The organism is Micromonospora sp. NPDC047548, from assembly GCF_040642975.1.
Lineage (GTDB): Bacteria > Actinomycetota > Actinomycetes > Mycobacteriales > Micromonosporaceae > Micromonospora.
The window spans coordinates 11,830-32,125 of sequence record NZ_JBEYTI010000022.1; the positions used below are offsets into that span (position 1 = coordinate 11,830).

The window sequence follows — 20,296 nt, forward strand, 5'->3', positions numbered from 1 at the left end:
GTGCCTCCTCATCTCATCCCTGCCCGCGGCGTCGGGCGACGCCGTCAGGCAAAGTCCACACAGTTGCGGGCCCACGCGCAAGTGGCGCACCGGGTGGAACGGAATTTACCGTGCCAGCAGCGTACGGGCACCCTGGGTAATGGCTTCCTCGGAGACCAGAACCTGACGCGCCGCCGGACCTAATGGTACAAAAGAGTCAACTCCGGCCACTCGCCGCGCGGCACCCACATATCCGGCGTCGACCAGCGCCGCGATGATCCCCTCGCCGACCCCGCCGGACCGGCGCGTCTCGTCCACCACCAGCACCCGGCCGGTCGCCGACGCCTCCCGGATGATGTCCGCCACCGGCAGCGGGGCCAGCCAGCGCAGGTCCACCACCCGGGTCCCGATCCCCTCGTCGGCGAGGGTAGCGGCGGCCCGCAGCGACATCCGCACCCCGTTACCGAAGGTGAGGATCGTGACGTCGCTGGCCGAGCCGACGCCATAGACCCGGGCGCGGCCGATCGGCACGTGCCCGGACGCCCACGCGCCGGGCGCCGCGTACTCCCCCAGCCACTCGCCGTCGCCCGGTTCGTACAGGTCGCGGGTGTGGTAGAGCGCGATCGGCTCCAGGAAGACGCAGACACTGCCGTCCACCGCCGCGGCGGCCAGGCAGGTGCGCAGCAGCGGCGCGGCGTCGTCCGGCCGCGCCGGCACCGCGATCACCAGGCCGGGCACGTCCCGGAGTACGGCCACCGAGTTGTCGTTGTGGAAGTGCCCACCGAACCCCTCCTGGTACGCCAGCCCCGGCACCCGCACCACCATCGGGTTGCGGAACGCCCCCCGCGAGAAGAACTGCATGGTGGCCGCCTCGCCGCGCAGCTGGTCCTCGGCGTTGTGCAGGTACGCCAGGTACTGGATCTCCGGCACCGGCAGCAGCCCGGCCAGCCCGGCCCCGAGGCCCAGCCCCAGCACCGAGGTCTCGTCGAGCAGCGTGTCGAACACCCGGGCCGGACCGAACTTCTCGCGCAGCCCCTTGGTCACCCCATACACCCCGCCCTTGGCGGCGACGTCCTCGCCGAACACCGCCAGCCCCGGGTGGTCGAGCATCCCGTCGGCGAGGGCGGCGTTGATGCTCTGCGCCAGGGTGAGCGGGCCGGCCAGCTCCGGTGGCTTCCCGCCGAACGCCTCGGCACGGGCGCCCGTGCCGGGCCCGGCGGCCCGGGCCGCCGCCTCCGCCACCGCCGTGGAGATCCGCAGCGGCCGGCGCGGGGCGAGCGGAGCGACCACCTCCGCCGCCGTAACGAGCTTCGGCTCGTCGAGCACCTCCTCGGCGATCCGGCGGATCTGCCAGCCGCGCTCGTCGTACCGGGACAGCAGCTCCTCGCCGGTGGCCAACCCGGCGCCCACCAGCAGCCGCGCGGTGGCCAGCACCGGGTCGCGCGCCTCGTCGGCGGCGATCTCGGCGGTGCCGCGGTAGGCGGTCTCCGCGTCGGCACCGGCGTGACCCATCAGCCGTACGGTGCGCAGGTGCAGCACCGCGGGGCGCCGGTGCCGGCGCACCCAGGCAGCCGCCTCAACCGCCGCCGCGTACGTGCCGACGGGGTCCGTCCCGTCGGTCGAGAAGTAGCGCAGGCCGGGCCGGGCCCGCAGGCTCCGCTCGACCCAGCCCTCCGGAGAGCGGACGCTGATGCCCAGCCCGTTGTCCTCGCAGACGAAGAGCACCGGGATCCGTAGCCCGGTGTGGTCGTACCAGCCGGCGGTGTTCAGCGCGGCGGTGGCGCTGGCGTGGTTGACCGAGGCGTCGCCGAAGGAGCAGACCACGATGGCGTCCCGCGGCCACGGCGAGCGCGGGGCGTCGGCGCCGCCCCGCCGGCCGGCGGTCCCCACCCGACGCAACCGCTCCAGGGCCAGGCCCAGCCCGACCGCCCGGGGCAGGTGTGAGGCGATCGTGGAGGTGGTGGGCACGACGGCCAGGTCGGCCCGGCCGAAAACCTTGTGCCGGCCCCCGGCGATCGGCTCCCGCGCCGAGGCGACCATCCCGCGCAGCACGTCCCGCGCGGCGTCGGCGTACGCGTCCGGCCGGCCCTCACCGGTGGCCGCGTCGCCGGAGGAGGCGCCGACGCCGGGAGCGGCGTCGTCGCTGACGGGGTCCGCACCGTCGCCGGAGGCGTCGGTGACCCCGGCGGAGTCGGTGCCGTCACCGGAGGCGTCGGGGAGCCTGACGGGCACGGCGCCGTCACCCGGGGAATCGGCGGGGCCGGGAGCGCCGGCGGTGGGCGTACCGTCGTCGGCGCCCGCGGCGGGAAACTGGCCGGCGGCCCGGGCGGCGCGGGCGCAGTAGAAGGCGCCGGAGCGGTAGTGCAGCAGCGCCGGATCGGTGGGGCGCAGCGCGGCGGCGACCGCGGCGTTGGCCTCGTGCCCAGCCGAGCCGATGGTGTAGAAGCCCTCCCCGAAGCTGCGCAGCCAGCGCCCGGCCAGGTCGAGCTGGCGGCTGGTGACCTGGGCGTCGAAGAGGGCGAGCAGCTGCCGCCCGGTCAGCGCGGCACCCTCGCGGACCGGCTCTGCCGGGTCACGTCGCCGCTCGGGCTCGGGCAGCGCGCCCAGGCTCTCCCGGAATCGGTCGTCGAGGTCCTGCGGGGTGGTCACGTCGATCAGCATTACCGACGGAGGCCAGGGCCGCCCACTCAGACACGATCCGCCCGGCCGGGCTCACTCCGGGCCGCACTGCTCCGGGCAGCCGCCGTCGGAGACCTTCCAGACCAGCTCGCGCAGGGTGGCCAACTCCTCGGTGCTCAGGCCGGCGAGCAGCCGGGAGTCGCTCATCACCCGGTGCACCCGCTCACGCATCCGGCGGCCGGCCTCGGTCACCAGCAGCGTCTTCTGCCGCCGGTCGGCCGGGTCGACCCGGCGTTCGACCAGGCCGGCCTGCTCCAGCTTGTCCACCAGGGCGGTCACGTTGGACCGGTCGCAGCGCAGCTGCTCGGCGAGGTCGCGGGCGGGCAGCGGCCGTTCCGGGTCGAGCTGGTGCAGCGCCCGGGCCGCCGCCGGGGTCAGCCCCAGCTCGGCGACCTCGACATCCTGGTAGTGCCGCATCGCCGCGGCGATGTGCATGATCCGGCGCACCGCGTCGCCGGCCAACCCGGAGCGATCGCCCAGGTCGGGCCCGGCGGGGACGGTGCTCTGCGTCATGTCTCACATCGTACTTGCGGCCAATAGTCGAGCAGCTCCACTATTGACAAGCTCACGTATCTGCGATCGAGCGGATCCACCGTGACCGACTCCGCCAGCGCCGCCGCCCACGCGCCCAGGCCGACGAGGGTCAGGCGGGGAGGAAGGAGAAGCGGACCTGACGGGTGGGGTTGTCGCCGTTGGGGTCGACCAGGGTGAGCGCCTGCCAGGTGCCCAGCTGGAGGCGGCCGTCGAGGACCGGCAGGGTCGCGTACGGGGGGACGAATGCGGGGAGCACGTGGTCGCGCCCGTGGCCGGGCGAGCCGTGCCGGTGCCGCCAGCGGTCGTCGGTGGGGAGCAGGTCGTCGATCGCCCGCAGCAGGTCGTCGTCGGAACCGGAACCGGTCTCGATGATCGCCAGGCCGGCGGTGGCGTGCGGCACGAAGACGTGCAGCAGCCCGTCGCCCTGGCCGGCGACGAACCGCTCGGCCTCGGTGGTGATGTCCTGGACGGTCGGCCGGGATCCGGTCCGGACGGTGATCACCTCACTGCGCATACGCCGCATTCTGCCGCACCAGCTCAGCAACCACCGCCACTGCCGCCGTCTCCGGCGCCACCTAGCCCATCCGAGCGTCGCGCAAAGTTACCGGCGGGTACCTGTGTTCAGCGTCGCGTCTGGGGGAGCTAGAGGTGACGAGGGGTGCCACCAGGGGGCAGGATGGCGCTAGAGACCTATCCCACACACAACCGAGGGAACGCCTGTGGCTACGGAACGCAAGCGCCCGGTGATCACCGCTGGTCTGCCGAGCCAGCTTCCGGACACCGACCCTGAAGAGACCGCCGAATGGGTCGAGTCGCTCGACGGTGTCATCGACGAGCGCGGGACAAAGCGCGCCCGCTACGTCATGCTTCGCCTGCTGGAGCGGGCCCGTGAGCGCCAGGTCGGGGTGCCGTCCCTGACCACCACCGACTACATCAACACCATCGCGCCGGAGCGCGAGCCGTGGTTCCCGGGCGACGAGCACGTCGAGCGGCGGATCCGGGCGTACGTCCGGTGGAACGCGGCGATGCTGGTGCACCGGGCGCAGCGCCCGGAGATCGGCGTCGGCGGGCACATCTCCACCTTCGCCAGCTCCGCGTCGCTCTACGAGGTGGGCTTCAACCACTTCTTCAAGGGCAAGAACCACCCGGGCGGCGGCGACCACATCTTCTACCAGGGCCACGCCTCGCCCGGCATGTACGCGCGGGCGTTCCTGGAGGGGCGGCTGAGCGAGCACCAGCTCGACGGGTTCCGCCAGGAGCTGTCCCACCCGGGCGGTGGGCTGCCGTCGTACCCGCACCCGCGGCTGATGCCGGACTTCTGGGAGTTCCCCACCGTCTCGATGGGGCTCGGCGGCCTGAACGCCATCTACCAGGCCCGGTTCAACCGGTACCTGCAGCACCGGGGCATCAAGGACACCTCCCAGCAGCACGTCTGGGCGTTCCTCGGCGACGGCGAGATGGACGAGCCGGAGACCCTCGGCGCGATCGGCGTGGCCGCCCGTGAGGAGCTGGACAACCTCACCTTCGTGATCAACTGCAACCTGCAGCGGCTGGACGGCCCGGTCCGCGGCAACGGCAAGGTCATGCAGGAGCTGGAGGCTTTCTTCCGGGGCGCCGGCTGGAACGTGATCAAGGTGGTCTGGGGCCGGGAGTGGGACCCGCTGCTCACCGCGGACACCGACGGCGCGCTGGTGAACCTGATGAACACCACGCCCGACGGCGACTACCAGACCTACAAGGCGGAGTCCGGGGCGTACGTGCGGGAGCACTTCTTCGGCCGCGACCCGCGGACCCGCAAGATGGTCGAGCACCTGTCGGACGACGAGATCTGGAACCTCAAGCGGGGTGGCCACGACTACCGCAAGCTCTACGCGGCGTACAAGGCGGCGACCGAGCACACCGGCCAGCCGACGGTCATCCTGGCCAAGACGATCAAGGGCTGGACGCTCGGCTCGCACTTCGAGGCCCGCAACGCCACCCACCAGATGAAGAAGCTGACGCTGGAGGACCTGAAGACCTTCCGCGACCGCCTCTACCTCGACATCCCGGACAAGGCGCTGGAGGACAACCCCTACCTGCCGCCGTACTACACCCCGGGTGAGAACTCCGACGAGATCGCGTACCTCAAGGAGCGGCGCCAGCAGCTCGGCGGCTACCTGCCGACCCGGCGGACCAGCACCAAGCGGCTGACCATCCCCGGCCCGGAGCGGTTCGCCGACGTCAAGCGCGGCTCCGGCAAGCAGAAGGTGGCCACCACGATGGCCTTCGTCCGCCTGCTCAAGGACGTGATGAAGGACAAGGAGTTCGGCAAGCGCTGGGTGCCGATCATCCCGGACGAGGCCCGCACCTTCGGCCTGGACTCGATCTTCCCGACCGCGAAGATCTACTCCCCGCACGGCCAGCGGTACACCTCGGTCGACCGGGACCTGTTCCTGTCGTACAAGGAGTCGACCGCCGGGCAGATCCTGCACGAGGGGATCAACGAGGCCGGCTCGGTCGCCTCGTTCACCGCGGCCGGCTCGTCGTACGCCACCCACGACGAGCCGATGATCCCGATGTACATCTTCTACTCGATGTTCGGGTTCCAGCGCACCGCCGACGGGCTGTGGGCGGCCGCCGACCAGATGGCGCGGGGCTTCCTGCTCGGCGCGACCGCCGGCCGGACCACGCTCAACGGCGAGGGTCTGCAGCACGAGGACGGGCACTCCATGCTGATCGCCGCCACCAACCCGGCGGTGGTCGCGTACGACCCGGCGTTCTCGTTCGAGATCGCGCACATCATGGAGAACGGCCTGCACCGGATGTACGGGGACGCGCAGGAGAACGTCTTCTACTACCTGACGGTCTACAACGAGCCGATCCTCCAGCCGGCCGAGCCGGCGGGCGTGGACGTGGAGGGCCTGCTCAAGGGCATCTACCGCTACTCCCCGGCGCCGCAGGTGGGCGGGGACGCGCCGAAGGCCAACATCCTGGCCTCCGGCACCGGCATGCAGTGGGCGCTCAGGGCGCAGCAGCTGCTCGCCCAGGACTGGGGGGTGGCCGCCGACGTCTGGTCGGTGACCTCCTGGACCGAGCTGCGCCGCGACGCGGTCGAGTGCGAGGAGCACAACCTGCTCAACCCGGGCGGTGAGCCGCGGGTGCCGTACATCCAGCAGAAGCTGGCCGACGCCGACGGGCCGAAGGTCGCGGTCAGCGACTGGATGCGCGCGGTGCCGGACCTGATCGCCCGCTGGGTGCCCGGCGACTACACCTCGCTCGGCACCGACGGCTTCGGCATGTCGGACACCCGGCACGCGCTGCGGCGGCACTTCCACGTCGACGCCGAGTCGGTGGCGGTCGCGGCGCTGCGGCAGCTCGCGCGGCGCGGCGCGGTACCGGCGACCGTGCCGGCCGAGGCGGCCAAGAAGTACGCCATCGAGGACGTCACCGCCGCCCCGGTCGGCGAGACCGGCGGCGACAGCTAGTCCCGCGTACGACGAGGGGCCCGGCGCACCACGCGCCGGGCCCTCTGTCGTTCCGGGCCGACGCCAGGTCGCCGAGGCCTCGGGGTCCCGGGCCCGCCGATGGCGCCATGGCGCCGACGAGGAGTCGATCTCCGCGCAGGCCGACGGCCGCGCGCGGGTGCGACGCGGGCCGGGCCGGCGTGAGGCACGGAACCGGCGGTGGTCCGGAGCCCCTGGCGGGGACGCCGGGCCACCGCCGTCGCGGGTGACGCCGCAGGACGCGGCCGTCTCAACCGACGGCGGCCAGGTCGGTGAGTCGGGCCAGCGAGTCCTCCAGGTCGGCGCCGACCCGACGCAGCCCGAGCCGGAGCAGGGCCGCCTTGACCGGACCGGCCGGCCAGCGTACGACGATGAGCCGCACGATCGTCCCGCCCTGCTCCTCGTCGGGAGTGAGCTGGACGTAGATCTCGGTGCGCGCCTCGGCCCGGGAGCCGGCGCCCCTGGCCCGTTCCCGCCACCCGATCAGGGTCGGCTCCTGGTAGGCGATCACCTCGGCCTCGTGCGCCGCGCCGCGCCCAGCCTGGACCAGCTGTCGCCGGCCGAAGCCCTCCCCGGAGAGGACCTCGGCCGCGCGGACCCCCGCCAGCCAGGCCGGCAACTGCTCTGCCCGCTGCACGACGTCCCAGACCGCTTCCATCGACGCCATCACGTGCGCACTGCGTTCCACGAGGATCATTTCTGTCTTCCCCCACTGAGGACATCCGCGATATTCCGCACTGTATGCGCAAATTCGGACTTACCCGGACGGGTTCGGAAAAGACACGCCGGAAACCCTTGCACTGGCATCGTCGCGGGCCTATGGCGCTTCCGGGCCCGGCACCCTAGAGTCCCGAGCACGCTTCATGTTTGGGAGGGCGACTGTGACGACCGCGCCGATGCCCGCGTTCCCCGCCGGCTTCCGCTGGGGGGTCTCCACCTCCGCGTACCAGATCGAGGGCGGCGCCGACGCCGACGGGCGCGGGCCGTCCATCTGGGACACCTTCGCGCACACCCCTGGGCGGATCGCCGACGGCAGCACCGGCGACGTCACCTGCGACCACTACCACCGGCACCGGGAGGACGTCGCGCTGCTGGCCGGGCTCGGTGTCTCGGCGTACCGGTTCTCCCTCGCCTGGCCCCGGGTGCAGCCCGGCGGCACCGGGGCGGCCAACCCCGCCGGCCTGGACTTCTACGACCGGCTCGTGGACGACCTGCTCGCCGCCGGCATCGACCCGGTGGCCACGCTGTTCCACTGGGACCTGCCGCAGCCGGTGGAGGACGCCGGCGGCTGGCTGAACCGGGACACCGCGCACCGCTTCGCCGCGTACGCCGACCTGGTCGCCGCCCGCCTCGGCGACCGGGTGAAGCTCTGGATCACCCTCAACGAGCCGTTCATCCACATGAGCCTCGGCCACGGCACGGGCGTGCACGCGCCGGGCCGGTTCCTGCTCCTCGACGCCCTGCCGGTCGCCCACCACCAGCTGCTCGGGCACGGCCTCGCGGTCGCCGCGCTGCGCGCCCGCACCACCAGCCCCGTCGCCATCGCCAACAACTACTCGCCGGTGTGGCTGCTCGGCGACACCGACGCCGACCGGGCCGCCGGAGCGGCGTACGAGGCGCTGCACAACCGCCTCTTCACCGACCCGCTGCTCGGCCGGGGCTACCCGCCCGGCTTCGACGCCGCCCCGGTGCGCGACGGGGACCTGGACGTGATCGCCGCGCCGATCGACGTACTCGGGGTGAACTACTACAACCCGACCGGGATCCGCGCACCGGAGGAGGGCGCCCCGCTCCCCTTCGAGCTGGTGCCGCTAAACGGCTACCCGCGGACCGCCTTCGACTGGCCGGTGGTCCCCGAGGGGCTGCGCGAGCTGCTCACCTGGCTGCGCGACACCTACCGCGAGGCACTGCCCCCGATCCAGGTCACCGAGAGCGGCTGCGCCTACGACGACGTACCCGACGCCGACGGACGGGTGCCCGACGCGGAACGGATCGCGTACCTCGACGGGCACCTGCGGGCGGTCCGGGCGGCGATCGACGACGGCGTCGACGTCACCGGCTACTTCGTCTGGTCGCTGCTGGACAACTGGGAGTGGGCGGAGGGGTTCACCAAACGCTTCGGCCTGGTGCACGTGGACTTCGACACCCAGGTCCGCACCCCCAAGTCCTCGTACGCCTGGTACCGGGACCGGGTCGTCCGGCGGTGACCACGATCGACCCGACGCGGGCCTCGCTGCCGGCGGCGCTGGCCGAGCCGGTCGTCCCGGTGAAGCGGGGCTGGATCGCGCTGATCTTCGCCGCCAACCTCGGCGTCTGGATGGCGTTCTTCACCCCGATCCAGGTGCTGCTGCCGCAGCAGGTCGAGCGGATCGCGCCGGGCGACAAGGAGGCGATGCTGGCGGTCGTCACCGGGATCGGCGCGCTCGCGGCGGTGCTCGCCAACCCGCTCGCCGGGGCGTTGTCGGACCGTACCTGCCTGCGGGTCGCCGGACGGGAGTTCGGCCGCCGGCACGTGTGGACGGCGGGCGGTGCGCTGCTCGGCGCGCTCGCCCTGCTGCTGCTGGCCCGGCAGGACACCGTCGCCGGGGTGACGCTGGGCTGGGTGGCCGCCCAGGTCTGCTTCAACGCGATGCTGGCCAGCCTGACCGCGGCCATCCCCGACCGGGTGCCGGTCGCCCAGCGCGGCGGCGTCTCCGGCTGGGTGGGGATCCCGCAGGCCCTCGGCCTGGTGGTCGGCGCGGTGCTGGTCACCGCCGTGGTCAGCGGCACCATCGCCGGGTACGCGGCCATCGCCGTGGCCGTGCTGGTGCTGTCGCTGCCGTTCGCGCTGCTCACCGCCGACGACCCGCTGCCCCGGGCGCACCGGCCGGTGCTGCGCTGGCGCGCGCTGGCCGCCTCGATGTGGATCAGCCCGGGCCGGCACCCGGACTTCGCCTGGGCCTGGATCACCCGTTTCCTGGTCCAGATCGGCAACGCGCTCGGCACCCTCTACCTGCTGTACTTCCTCACCGACGGGGTGCGCCACCCCGACCCCGAGGGCGCGCTGCTGGTGCTGATCCTGCTCTACACCGTCGGGATGATGCTGACGGCGGTGGTCGGCGGCCGGCTCTCCGACCGCTCCGGCCGGCGCAAGGTCTTCGTGATCGCCGCCGGGGTGATCATGGCGGTGGCGGCGCTGCTGCTGGCCGTCGCGCCGGTCTGGTCGACGGCGGTGGCCGCCGCGGTGCTGCTCGGCGCCGGGTACGGCGTCTACCTGTCGGTGGATGCCGCACTGATCACCGAGGTGCTGCCCCGCGCCACCGACCGCGCCAAGGACCTCGGCGTGATCAACATCGCCAACTCCGCGCCGCAGGTGCTCGGTCCCGCGATCTCCGCCCCGATCGTGGTCCATCTGGGCGGCTACCCGACGCTCTACGCCGTCACGGCGGCGGTCACCCTGCTCGGCAGCGCCCTGGTCCTCAAGATCCGCGCGGTTCGCTGACCCGGCCGGGACCCCTGGGGGAATGGGGTCGCGGTCGGCCGTAGGCTGGAGGACGTGACGGTACGTGTGCGCTTCGCCCCTTCCCCGACCGGTATGTTCCACGTCGGCGGCGCCCGCTCGGCGCTGCAGAACTGGATCTACGCCAAGCAGCAGGGCGGGGTCTTCGTGCTGCGCATCGAGGACACCGACGCGGCACGCAACAAGCCCGAGTGGACCGAGGGCATCCTGTCCGCGCTGGAGTGGATCGGCATCGCGCGCGGCAGCTACGAGGGCCCGTACTTCCAGTCGCAGTACGCCGGGGAGCACCGCGCCGCCGCCCAGCGGCTGTACGAGGCCGGCCGGGCGTACTACTGCGACTGCACCCGGGAGGCCGTGCAGGCCCGCACCGGCTCGCAGTACCAGGGCTACGACGGCTTCTGCCGGGACCGGGGCCTGACGCCGGGCGAGGGGCGCGCGCTGCGCTTCCGCACCCCGGACGAGGGCGAGACCGTGGTGGTCGACCTGATCCGCGGCGAGCCGACCTTCGAGAACAAGCTGATCGAGGACTTCGTCATCGCCCGTGGCGACGGCTCCCCGGTCTTCCTGCTGGCCAACGTCGTCGACGACATGACCATGGGGATCACCCACGTGGTCCGGGCGGAGGAGCACCTGCCCAACACCCCCAAGCAGCAGCTGCTCTGGGACGCCCTCGGGGTCAAGCCGCCGGTCTGGGCCCACGTGCCGGTGGTGGTCAACGAGAAGCGGCAGAAGCTCTCCAAGCGCCGCGACAAGGTCGCCCTGGAGGCGTACCGGGACGAGGGTTACCTCGCCGACGCCATGCGCAACTACCTGATGCTGCTCGGCTGGGCGCCGTCGGGCGACCGGGAGATCGTGCCCTGGTCGGTGATCGAGGAGGAGTTCCGGCTGGAGGAGGTCAACCCCTCCCCCGCCTTCTTCGACGAGAAGAAGCTGCGCGCGTTCAACGGCGACTACATCCGGGCGCTGCCGGTCGACGAGTTCGTCGCCGCCTGCCAGCCCTGGCTGACCGGCACCGACACGATCGCGCCGCCGCCGTGGCAGCCGGCGGAGTTCGACCCCGACGCGTTCGCCGCGGTGGCTCCGCTGGCCCAGACCCGGATCGCGGTGCTCAGCGAGATCGTGCCGAACGTCGACTTCCTGTTCCTGGCCGACCCGCTGATCGACGAGGGCGCCTGGGCCAAGGCGATGAAGGAGGGCGCGGCCGAGCTGCTCGACGCGGCGATCGCCGCGTACGAGGCGGTGGAGTCCTGGGACGCCGAGTCGCTGAAGGCGACCCTGGAGGCGGTGGGCGCGGAGCGCGGCCTGAAGCTGGGCAAGGCGCAGGCGCCGGTCCGGGTCGCGGTCACCGGCCGCACCGTCGGGCTGCCGCTGTTCGAGTCGCTGGAGGTGCTCGGCCGGGAGCGCACCCTGACCCGGTTGCGCGCCGCCCGGGTCCGCCTGGTCTGACGGGTACGCGAGAAGGGCCCGCCGGGGGAACCGGCGGGCCCTTCGTCGTATCTGGACCGGGCCGTATCCGGACCGGGCCGCTGCGGCCCGGGACCGGTCAGTCGCGGGTGGTGCGACGGCGCAGCAGGGCGGCGGCGAGTCCCGCCACGACGAGCCCGGCGGCGAGCAGCCAGGGCCAGACCGGCGTGCCCTCGTCGTCGGAGCTGGCGCCGGGGGCGACCGGCCCGGCCGTGGTGGACGCGGCCGCCGCCGACGGCGAGACGGGCCCGGCCGACGGCGACGCGGGCCCGGCCGACGGCGACGCGGGCCCGGCCGACGGCGACGCGGACGCCGGGTCGGCCGGGGTGCCGGTGGTGAGGGTGAAGCGCACCTCCCCCTTCACCGGATGGCCGTCGCTCGACGCGAGCTGGTAGCCGACGATGTAGAGGCCGGCCCGGCCCGGCTTGAACGGCACGGCGACCCGGCTCCCGGTGAAGCTCGGCGCGCCACCGGCGGCCGGCACGTTGTCCGGCCCGACCACTGTGATCTTCGTCGTAGCCGGGTCGGCTTTGGACAGGAAACGCAGCTCGATCCGGGCCGGCGCCTCCGCCACCCGGGCGCCGTCGGCCGGGTCGCTGCCGGTCAACGAGTTGTGCGCGGCTGCCGGCGTCGCCGGCAGCAGCAACGACACACCGAGCGCCACGCCCACAACCGCTAGCGAGGTACGCGCGACACGTGCGATCCTGCCCCCCATGAACCCCTCCGCAAAGGTACGATCCGCCCGTTGATCAACGGCTGACCATTAGTCGGGTCCGGATCGCAGATAGTTCCACAAAGTGGTCCAGCAGCTGCAACCGAACGCCGTTCTGCGGAGTCTTTCAGGCGGGGCCCTCGGCCTGCGGGCACGGGCACCGCCATCGACCGATCAACGCGTGACCTGCAGCACAGCCATCCATCGAACGGGGCGAGGAGGCGGCGATGGTCGGAAGGGTGAGGCGGCTGCTCGGCGTGGCCGTCGCCGTGACGGCGGCGGCGGTCCTCAGCATCGGGATGGCCGCCCCCGCGCGGGCAACCGGCCCCGGACGGGCCGCCCCGAAGCCACCCCCGGCCGGGGTGGACATCGCCGGCGACGGGTTGACCGAGCCGCTGCGGCTGCGCGCCGACAGCCAGCCCGCCCACGTGCTCGCGATGATCGACCAGGTCAACTGGTTCGGCCGCACCGGGGCCGCCACCGGTCCCCGGGCCGCCGACCTCGGTCCGAAGTACACGATCGTGGTGCTCGCCGGCGACGTCCCGAAGCAGACGTTCGACCTCTACCCGCTCGCCAAGGGCGGGCCCCGGGCCTACCGGCCGGCGAAGCAGCCGGACGCCCGCAAGACCAGCGCCGGCTGGTTCCTCGGCCGGCTCAACATGTCGGAGACCCTGCGGACCGCCGGGGTGCCACTGGAGCAGCAGTTCGACACGGTCAGCGGCGGGGTCGGTGGCGGCGAGCGGGTAATCCCGGAGGACGCCGTCAACCCCGGCAAGGACATCGACGAGGCGATCGACGAGTTGCAGCGCCTGCTGCTGCTCAACGCCGGGGTGATGCTGGTGATCACCTCCGGGCTGGCCGGGATCGCGCTGCTGATCCGCCGCCGTACCCGCTGAGCCCGGGCCGGGCGGGCCAGCAGCGCGGCGGAGACCCCCCTGCTCACGCCAGCGGCCGGACGGCCGTCCGGTGGTCAGCACCAGCGGTGCGGAGGTCGCTCCCGGCGGTCGGGGCGGCGGGCGGGGCGGACCGGGCCATGACGGTGCGCGCCGGCCCAGCCGGCCAGGTCGCTGCGGCAGGCCTGGGGGGTCGACCGATCGGACTCGACCGGCTCGGCGGCCCGGGGGCGGGGGCCCGGCTCGACGCCGCACGGCCAGGGCGTCGACTCCTCCGGGGCGGCCGCCTCGGCGGGGCGCTGCCGGGGCACCGCCACCTCCTCGTCGGCCCGCTCGGGCATCCGGCCGGCCTGCTCGGTGGGGCAGGGCACCGCCGCGAGCCGGCGGTGGGGCCGCAGCGGCCCCTGCTGCTCGTGGTGGCCGAGCCGGCAGGGCTCGCCCTGGGCACAGCCGTGCTCGGCCTCCCCGTGCGCCATCCCGGCCTCCTCACGCTCGCGTCGCGCGCCGGGAGGTCGCCCCGGGCGGCAGTGCCACCGTACTGGCCGGCACCGACGCCCGTGCAGCGCGTACCCGGTGTCAGCGCTTCGGGCGGCGCGGGAAGATCGTCTCCCAGACCGGGAAGGCGACCAGCCAGATCACGATGACCACGGTGAGGCTGCGGATCCAGTTCACCAGCTCGCGGGTGCGCCCGGCGTCGTCGACGTAGAGGATCGCCGCGCCGAGCAGCGCGCAGGCGATCGCCCAGCCGAGCAGCGCCTTGCCCCACTCCCGCCACTCGTACCGGGTGCGGGCCCAGCCGTGCCGAGGCGGCCGGACCGGCGGCGGCCCGCCGGCGAAGCGGTGGGCGAAGCGCTGATCGGCCCAGCGGACCAGCGAGTGGCCGAAGGCCACCGAGAAGCCGAGGTACGCCGCCGCCAGCCCGTGCGTGACGTTCGCGGTCGCGCCCCGGCGCAGGTCCAGCACCGTCGCCACCAGCAGCACCAGGTCGACCAGGGGCACGCAGACCAGCAGCGCCGCGCCCAGCCGTCGTTGGCGCAGCAGGTACCGGGCGACCAGCCCGGCGCCGAGCACCACCCAGAACCCGACCTCGCACGCGGCGATCACCGCCAGCAGCATCCGTACCTCCCCGTCGTCGGTGTCCAGCCTCACCCGGACGGGGCGGCGCCGCCTCGACGGCGGGGACGAGATCCGGGTCCATCCTTCGACGGACCCCGCGCGGCGGCACCGGCCGCGTACCTCCTTCGGCGGAGGCCGTCCCGGGCGGGCTCCTCCCAGGGGCGGAGGGCGGGCGGCACGGGGTGTGGTGGGATCGGGGTCATGCGGACGCCGGCGTGGATCGGCTCCGGCACGCCCGGGCGCGACCTGGCGCTGGCCGGAGCCTCGCTCGCCGGTGGTCTGGTCCTCTACGGCGTCGATTTCCAGCCCCAGTTCCCGTGGCATCCGCGGGTGCCGGAGGCGCTGTTCCTGGCGCCGCTGGCGGCGATCTGCGTGGCCGTCGGGCTGCGCCGGGCGGCCACCCGGACCAGCCTCGCCCTGGGCACCGGGGCGGTGCTGGCCGACGCCGTGCTCGGGGTGTCGCTGGGCACCGCCCTGATCTACAGCCAGGTGCTCTACGACGCCTGCGTGTACGGCCCGCCCCGGCTGTGGCGCCGGCTGCTGCCGGCCGCGGTCGGGCTCAGCGTGGTCGGCGCGGCGGTCGGCGCGCTGCTGTGGGGCTGGCGCGGCGTCGCCGCCGGGGTGCCGTTCGTGCTGGGCGGGGTGCTGCCCGTGCTCACCGGGGTCAGCGTGCGCCAGTACCGGGACCAGGCGGCGGCGGAGCGGGCCCGGGCCGAGCAGACCGCCCGCCTGGTCGAGCTGGACCGCCGCCAGGCGGTGCTCGCCGAGCGGGCGCGGATGGCCCGCGAGCTGCACGACGTGGTCGCCAACCACCTCAGCGCGGTGGCTCTGCACGCCACCGCGGTGCTCTCCGTGCCCGGGCTGGACCGGACCCGGGTCGACGCGGCGCTGCGGGTGATCCGGGAGAGCAGCGTGCAGGGCATGGCGGAGATGCGCCAGCTGATCGGCCTGCTCCGGGGACCGGCCGGCGAGGACCCGGCCGAGGGCGCGACCCGGGTACGCCTCGACGAGCTGGACCGGCTGATCGCGCGGGTGGAGGCGGCGGGCCTGGCGGTGCATGCCACCGTCACCGGCACGCCACGGCCACTGCCGGTCGGGGTGGACCTCGCGGCGTACCGGATCGTGCAGGAGTCGCTGACCAACGCGCTGCGGCACGGCGCGGGCGCGGCGGAGCTGAGCGTCGCGTACGAGACGGCGGAGGTGGTGGTGACGGTGCGGAACCCGATCGGCGGCGGCGATGGGCGCCTGCCGGGCGCGGGCGCCGGGCTGATCGGCATGCGGGAACGGGCGGCGCTGCTGGACGGGCGGTTCTCCGCCGGCCCGCGGGACGGGCGGTGGCGGGTCCGGGCCGCCCTGCCCACCGGGGCGTCCGGGTGACCGCCCGGGTGCGGGTGGTGCTCGCCGACGACCAGGACGCCGTCCGGGCCGGCCTCGCGCTGATCCTGTCGAGCGCGCCGGAGATCGAGGTGGTCGGCGAGGCGGGCGACGGCGAGGCGGCGGTGCGGCTCTGCCGGGACCTGCGCCCCGACGTGGCCGTGCTGGACGTCCGGATGCCCCGGCTGGACGGGATCTCCGCCACCCGGGAGATCGTCGCCGGGCGGCTGGCCGACGTGCTGATGCTCACCACCTTCGACCTCGACGAGTACGTCTTCGCCGCGCTACGGGCCGGCGCGGCCGGCTTCCTGCTCAAGGACACCGACGCGGCGGGACTGGTCGCGGCGGTGCGGACCGTCGCGCGGGGCGAGGGGATCATCGCCCCGGCGGTGACCCGGCGGCTGATCGCGGCGTTCGCGCAGACCGCGCCGGCCGCGCCGGCGGCCGCCCACGCCACGGTGGCGTCCCTGACCCCCCGGGAGCGCGACGTGCTCGCCTGCCTCGGCGCCGGGCTGTCCAACCAGCAGATCGCGCGGCGGCTGGCGATGGCGGAAAGCACCACCAAGACCCACGTCAGCCGGATCCTGGCAAAACTGGAGCTGCGCAGCCGGGTGCAGGCCGCCATCCTCGCCCAGGAGGCGGGGCTGACCGCGCCCCGCTGAGGGCCCGGCGTCCAGGGCCAGGTCAGCACGTGTCAGGCTGGACCGGTGAGCGAGCCGGGCGGGACGGAGCTGTCGGCCACGCTGCGCCGGATCGAGCGGGCGGCGGGGGCGCTGGCCACCTCCAGCGTGGCCCGGATGGACGAGACCCTGCCCTGGTTCCGGGAACTTCCGGCCGACCAGCGCTCCTGGGTCATGCTGGTGGCGCAGGCCGGGGCCCGGTCCCTGGTGCAGTGGCTGCGCTCGGGCGGCGGCAGCGCGGACAGCACCCAGGAGGTCTCCGACGAGGTCTTCGCCACCGCACCGGAGGCCCTCGCGCGCTCGATCAGCCTTCAGCAGACGGTGGCGCTGATCAAGGTGACCATCGACGTGGTCGAGGAGCAGGTGTCGCACCTGGCCGCGCCGGGCGAGGAACAGCAGCTGCGCGAGGCGGTGCTGCGGTTCTCCCGGGAGATCGCCTTCGCCGCCGCCCGGGTGTACGCCCGGGCCGCCGAGTCCCGCGGGTCCTGGGATGCCCGGCTCCAGGCGCTGCTGGTCGACGCGCTGCTGCGCGGCGACTCCCCCGACGTGCTGGCCAGCCGGGCGGCGGCGCTGGGCTGGACCGACGCGCCGCCGGTGTCGGTGGCGGTGGGCCGCTCCCCCGGCGGGGAGGTGGCCGTTGTGCTGCACACCGTCTACCGGCAGGCCCGGCGGATCGGGGTGGAGGTGATCGGCGGCGTGCACGGCGACCGGCTGGTCATCGTGCTCGGCGGCGCGGCGGACCCGGTGGCCGCCACCGAGAAGCTGCTGCCCGCGTTCGGCGAGGGGCCGGTGGTGGTCGGGCCGGCCGTACCCAGCCTGGACGAGGCGACCGAGTCGGCGCGGGCCGCGCTCGCCGGCTTCCGCGCCGCGCCGGCCTGGCCCACCGCGCCGCGCCCGGTGCCGGCGGCGGAGCTGCTGCCGGAGCGGGCCCTGGCCGGCGACGCCGAGGCCCGCCGGCGGCTGCGGCACGACGTGTACGCGGCGCTGGTCCGCGCCGGCGGCGAGCTGCTGGAGACGCTGGACGCCTTCTTCACCGCAGGCGGGACGCTGGAGAGCGCCGCCCGGTCGCTGTTCGTGCACCCGAACACCGTCCGCTACCGGCTGCGCCGGATCTCCGACGTGACCGGCTTCTCGCCGCTGTCGCCCCGGGACGCGTTCGCCCTCCAGGTGGCGCTGACTGTCGGGCGGCTCGACCCGGTGGTCCCGGCCGTCACGAACGTCCCGACCCAGACATCGACCCCAGGTGCCCGACGAACCTCACAGACGGGTGATGACCGCCGTTGATTTTTGTAGGATTCCTCCAAAGGTCCTAGTGCGGTTTGGTCGGTGCCGGCACAGCGCTACCCACAGGTATCCGGGAGAGTCATAGACGTGCTCGCCGTACTCTCTCCCGGCCAGGGTTCCCAGAAGCCCGGCTTCCTGACTCCCTGGCTCGACCTGCCCGGCACCGAGGCCCGCCTGCGCTGGTGGTCCGCGCTCGCCGGGGTCGACCTGGTGCACCTCGGCACCGAGGCCGACGCCGACGAGATCAAGGACACCGCCCGCACGCAGCCGCTGCTGGTCGCCGCCGCCCTGCTCGCCGCCGAGCACCTGCCGATGTACGACGTCGCGGTCACCGCCGGCCACAGCGTCGGCGAGCTCGGCGCCGCCGCGCTCGCCGGGGTGCTCCCGGCCGAGGCGGCGATCACCCTCGCCGGGGTACGCGGCCGGGAGATGGCCGCCGCCTGCGCCCTGGAGCCCACCGGCATGGCCGCCGTGCTCGGCGGCGACCCGGACGAGGTGCTCGCCGCGATCGAGGCGCACGGGCTGCACCCGGCCAACCGCAACGGCGCCGGCCAGATCGTCGCCGCCGGCGCGCTCGACGCACTGGACAAGCTCGCCGCCGAGCCGCCCGCGAAGGCGCGGATCGCCCGCCTCAAGGTCGCCGGCGCGTTCCACACCCCGTACATGGCCCCGGCCGAGGCCGCGCTGGCCGGCGTGGCCGCCGGGATCACCCCGGCCGAGCCGGCCCGGATCCTGCTGTCCAACCTCGACGGCTCGGCGGTCAACCACGGCCGGGAGATGGTGCAGCGGCTGGTCCGCCAGGTCACCGCGCCGGTCCGCTGGGACCTGTGCATGCGCACCCTGGCCGACCTCGGCGTCACCGGCGTGGTCGAGCTGCCCCCGGCCGGCACCCTAGCCGGCCTGGTCAAGCGGGAGATGAAGGCCACCGGCGGGCCCGAGATCGTCACCCTCAACACCCCCGACGACCTGCCCGCCGCGCGTGACCTGATCGCCCGGCACAGCGGGCTGCGCGGCCACGAGCCGGTGGTCCAGTTCCGGGTGGTGGTCTCCCCCGCCGCCGGCACCTTCGAGCCGGCGGCGGAGCTCGCCGAGGGCGCCGACCTTCGCTCCGGCCAGGTGATCGGCCACATCGCGACCCGGCAGGGGCCGGTCGAGGTGACCGCGCACGGCAGCGGCCTGCTCACCGAGTGGCTCGCCCACCACGACGACCCGGTCGCACCGGGCCAACCCCTCGCCCGCATCGGTGGCCACGCATGAGCGAGCACAGCGAGCGAACCACCGAATCCAGTCCGCACCAGGCTCACGACGGGGCCGACAGAAAGGCCATCGCATGACCGGCAGCCGGATCCTCGCGATGGGGCACTACCAGCCCTACCGCGTGGTCACCAACGACGACATCGCCCAGTTGGTCGACACCAACGACGAGTGGATCCGGGACCGGGTCGGCATCGTCACGCGGCGGATCGCCGACGGGGAGACCGTGGCCGACATGGCGACCGCCGCCGCCGACAAGGCGCTGGCCAACTCCGGCCTCACCGCCGCCGACATCGACCTGGTCGTGGTGGCCACCTGCACCTCCGTCGACCGCAGCCCGAACGTGGCCTGCCGGGTCGCCGCCAAGCTGGGCATCACCGCCCCGGGCGCGTACGACCTCAACACCGCCTGCTCGGGCTTCGGGTACGCCCTGGCCACGGTGGACCACGCGATCCGGGCCGGGGCGGCGCGCAACGCGCTCGTCATCGGCGCCGAGAAGCTCTCCGAGTTCCTCGACTGGACCGACCGCTCCACCTGCATCATCTTCGGCGACGGCGCCGGGGCCGCGGTGGTCACCGCCGCCGCCGAGGGCGAGCCCGCCGGGATCGGCCCGGTCGTCTGGGGCTCGGCGCCGGAGAAGAGCGACGCGGTACGTATCGAGGGCTGGCGCCCGTACATCGCGCAGGAGGGTCAGGCGGTCTTCCGCTGGGCCACCACCGCGCTGGCCCCGCTGGCCCTGCAGGCCTGCGAGCGGGCCGGGGTCGACCCGTCGGAGCTGGCCGCGTTCGTGCCGCACCAGGCCAACGCCCGGATCATCGACGGCATCGCCAAGCGGCTGAACATCCCCCAGGCGATCATCGCCAAGGACATCGTCGAGTCCGGCAACACCTCGGCGGCGAGCGTGCCGCTGGCCCTGTCCAAGCTGATCGAGCGGCGGGAGCTGCCCTCGGGCGCCCCGGTGCTGCTGTTCGGTTTCGGCGGCGGCCTGACCTACGCCGGTCAGGTCGTCCGCTGCCCCTGAGACCCCCTCCGGCGCGCAAGCGCGGAGGAGTGGCGGCCGGCGTCGCCGGCCGTCGAGTACCCCCGATGAGAGGAACCAACCGCAATGACCCGTGACGAGATCACCACCGGCCTCGCCGAGATCCTCGAAGAGGTTGCCGGGGTGAACCCGGACGACGTGGCCGAGGGGAAGTCCTTCACCGACGACCTCGACGTCGACTCGCTCTCCATGGTGGAGGTCGTGGTGGCGGCAGAGGAGAAGTTCGGCGTCAAGATCCCGGACAACGAGGTGCAGAACCTCAAGACCGTCGGGGACGCCGTCAGCTTCATCGAGGCGCAGTCCTGAT

At 74.0% G+C, this 20,296-nt stretch carries 18 protein-coding genes; 11 read left to right on the top strand and 7 right to left on the bottom strand.

Going from position 1 to position 20,296, the window contains the following annotated elements; genetic code table 11:
* Positions 1–105: 105 nt before the first annotated feature.
* From ABZ807_RS21300 to ABZ807_RS21310, 3 genes are all read right to left on the bottom strand, one after another.
* Complete coding sequence (locus ABZ807_RS21300) at positions 106–2,640, bottom strand: transketolase C-terminal domain-containing protein (protein WP_357160532.1); 2,535 nt, start codon at positions 2,638–2,640, stop codon at positions 106–108.
* Between the two features lie 51 nt (positions 2,641–2,691).
* Positions 2,692–3,171, bottom strand: a complete 480-nt coding sequence (locus tag ABZ807_RS21305; protein ID WP_357160535.1) for a MarR family transcriptional regulator — start codon at positions 3,169–3,171, stop codon at positions 2,692–2,694.
* 130 nt (positions 3,172–3,301) lie between these two features.
* On the bottom strand, positions 3,302–3,706 hold the full coding sequence (locus ABZ807_RS21310) for a YjbQ family protein (protein WP_357160538.1): 405 nt from the start codon (positions 3,704–3,706) through the stop codon (positions 3,302–3,304).
* A gap of 205 nt (positions 3,707–3,911) precedes the next feature.
* Between ABZ807_RS21310 and aceE the strand changes: the two genes are divergently transcribed.
* A complete protein-coding gene (aceE, locus tag ABZ807_RS21315; RefSeq protein ID WP_357160541.1) occupies positions 3,912–6,656 on the top strand; it encodes a pyruvate dehydrogenase (acetyl-transferring), homodimeric type in 2,745 nt (914 codons plus the stop codon).
* A 268-nt stretch (positions 6,657–6,924) separates the two neighbouring features.
* On the opposite strand, the gene ABZ807_RS21320 is transcribed toward aceE, so the two are convergent.
* Positions 6,925–7,371: an SRPBCC family protein gene (locus ABZ807_RS21320; protein ID WP_357160544.1), complete on the bottom strand. Its 447-nt coding sequence runs from the start codon at positions 7,369–7,371 to the stop codon at positions 6,925–6,927.
* A gap of 199 nt (positions 7,372–7,570) precedes the next feature.
* On the opposite strand from ABZ807_RS21320, the gene ABZ807_RS21325 reads away from it, so the two are divergent.
* From ABZ807_RS21325 to gltX, 3 genes are read left to right on the top strand one after another with little or no spacing between them, the layout of a single operon-like run.
* On the top strand, positions 7,571–8,881 hold the full coding sequence (locus tag ABZ807_RS21325; protein ID WP_357160776.1) for a GH1 family beta-glucosidase: 1,311 nt from the start codon (positions 7,571–7,573) through the stop codon (positions 8,879–8,881).
* Entirely contained in the window at positions 8,878–10,155 is a 1,278-nt protein-coding gene (locus ABZ807_RS21330; RefSeq protein ID WP_357160546.1) for an MFS transporter, read from the top strand. The genes ABZ807_RS21325 and ABZ807_RS21330 overlap by 4 nt, the downstream gene beginning before the upstream one ends.
* A 54-nt stretch (positions 10,156–10,209) precedes the next feature.
* Positions 10,210–11,619: a glutamate--tRNA ligase gene (gene gltX, locus ABZ807_RS21335; RefSeq protein WP_357160550.1), complete on the top strand. Its 1,410-nt coding sequence runs from the start codon at positions 10,210–10,212 to the stop codon at positions 11,617–11,619.
* A 97-nt stretch (positions 11,620–11,716) separates the two neighbouring features.
* Here the strand turns inward: gltX and ABZ807_RS21340 are convergent, their stop codons facing one another.
* Positions 11,717–12,301, bottom strand: coding sequence for a copper resistance protein CopC (locus ABZ807_RS21340; RefSeq protein WP_357160553.1), 585 nt, complete (start codon positions 12,299–12,301; stop codon positions 11,717–11,719).
* Positions 12,302–12,576: 275 nt separating this feature from the next.
* Here ABZ807_RS21340 and ABZ807_RS21345 point away from each other — a divergent pair, with 275 nt between their 5' ends.
* The gene (locus tag ABZ807_RS21345) at positions 12,577–13,245 is read left to right on the top strand and encodes a hypothetical protein (protein WP_357160556.1); all 669 of its coding nucleotides are present in this window, start codon (positions 12,577–12,579) and stop codon (positions 13,243–13,245) included.
* Positions 13,246–13,319: 74 nt separating this feature from the next.
* On the opposite strand, the gene ABZ807_RS21350 is transcribed toward ABZ807_RS21345, so the two are convergent.
* On the bottom strand, positions 13,320–13,718 hold the full coding sequence (locus tag ABZ807_RS21350) for a hypothetical protein (RefSeq protein WP_357160559.1): 399 nt from the start codon (positions 13,716–13,718) through the stop codon (positions 13,320–13,322).
* A gap of 100 nt (positions 13,719–13,818) precedes the next feature.
* Positions 13,819–14,358 carry a hypothetical protein gene (locus ABZ807_RS21355; RefSeq protein ID WP_357160779.1) on the bottom strand — a complete coding sequence of 180 codons (540 nt, stop codon included), beginning with the start codon at positions 14,356–14,358 and terminating at the stop codon, positions 13,819–13,821.
* Positions 14,359–14,559: 201 nt separating this feature from the next.
* Here ABZ807_RS21355 and ABZ807_RS21360 point away from each other — a divergent pair, with 201 nt between their 5' ends.
* From ABZ807_RS21360 to ABZ807_RS21385, 6 genes are all read left to right on the top strand, one after another.
* On the top strand, positions 14,560–15,735 hold the full coding sequence (locus ABZ807_RS21360; RefSeq protein ID WP_357160562.1) for a histidine kinase: 1,176 nt from the start codon (positions 14,560–14,562) through the stop codon (positions 15,733–15,735).
* A complete protein-coding gene (locus ABZ807_RS21365) occupies positions 15,732–16,394 on the top strand; it encodes a response regulator transcription factor (protein ID WP_357160565.1) in 663 nt (220 codons plus the stop codon). The genes ABZ807_RS21360 and ABZ807_RS21365 overlap by 4 nt, the downstream gene beginning before the upstream one ends.
* A gap of 45 nt (positions 16,395–16,439) precedes the next feature.
* Positions 16,440–17,696, top strand: coding sequence for a helix-turn-helix domain-containing protein (locus tag ABZ807_RS21370; RefSeq protein ID WP_357160568.1), 1,257 nt, complete (start codon positions 16,440–16,442; stop codon positions 17,694–17,696).
* An 87-nt stretch (positions 17,697–17,783) separates the two neighbouring features.
* Entirely contained in the window at positions 17,784–18,953 is a 1,170-nt protein-coding gene (locus tag ABZ807_RS21375) for an acyltransferase domain-containing protein (RefSeq protein ID WP_357160571.1), read from the top strand.
* A gap of 73 nt (positions 18,954–19,026) precedes the next feature.
* Positions 19,027–19,971 (top strand): beta-ketoacyl-ACP synthase III, encoded by a 945-nt coding sequence (locus ABZ807_RS21380; RefSeq protein ID WP_357160574.1) that lies wholly within the window; start codon positions 19,027–19,029, stop codon positions 19,969–19,971.
* Between the two features lie 84 nt (positions 19,972–20,055).
* On the top strand, positions 20,056–20,295 hold the full coding sequence (locus ABZ807_RS21385; protein ID WP_007463517.1) for an acyl carrier protein: 240 nt from the start codon (positions 20,056–20,058) through the stop codon (positions 20,293–20,295).
* Position 20,296 lies beyond the last annotated feature (1 nt).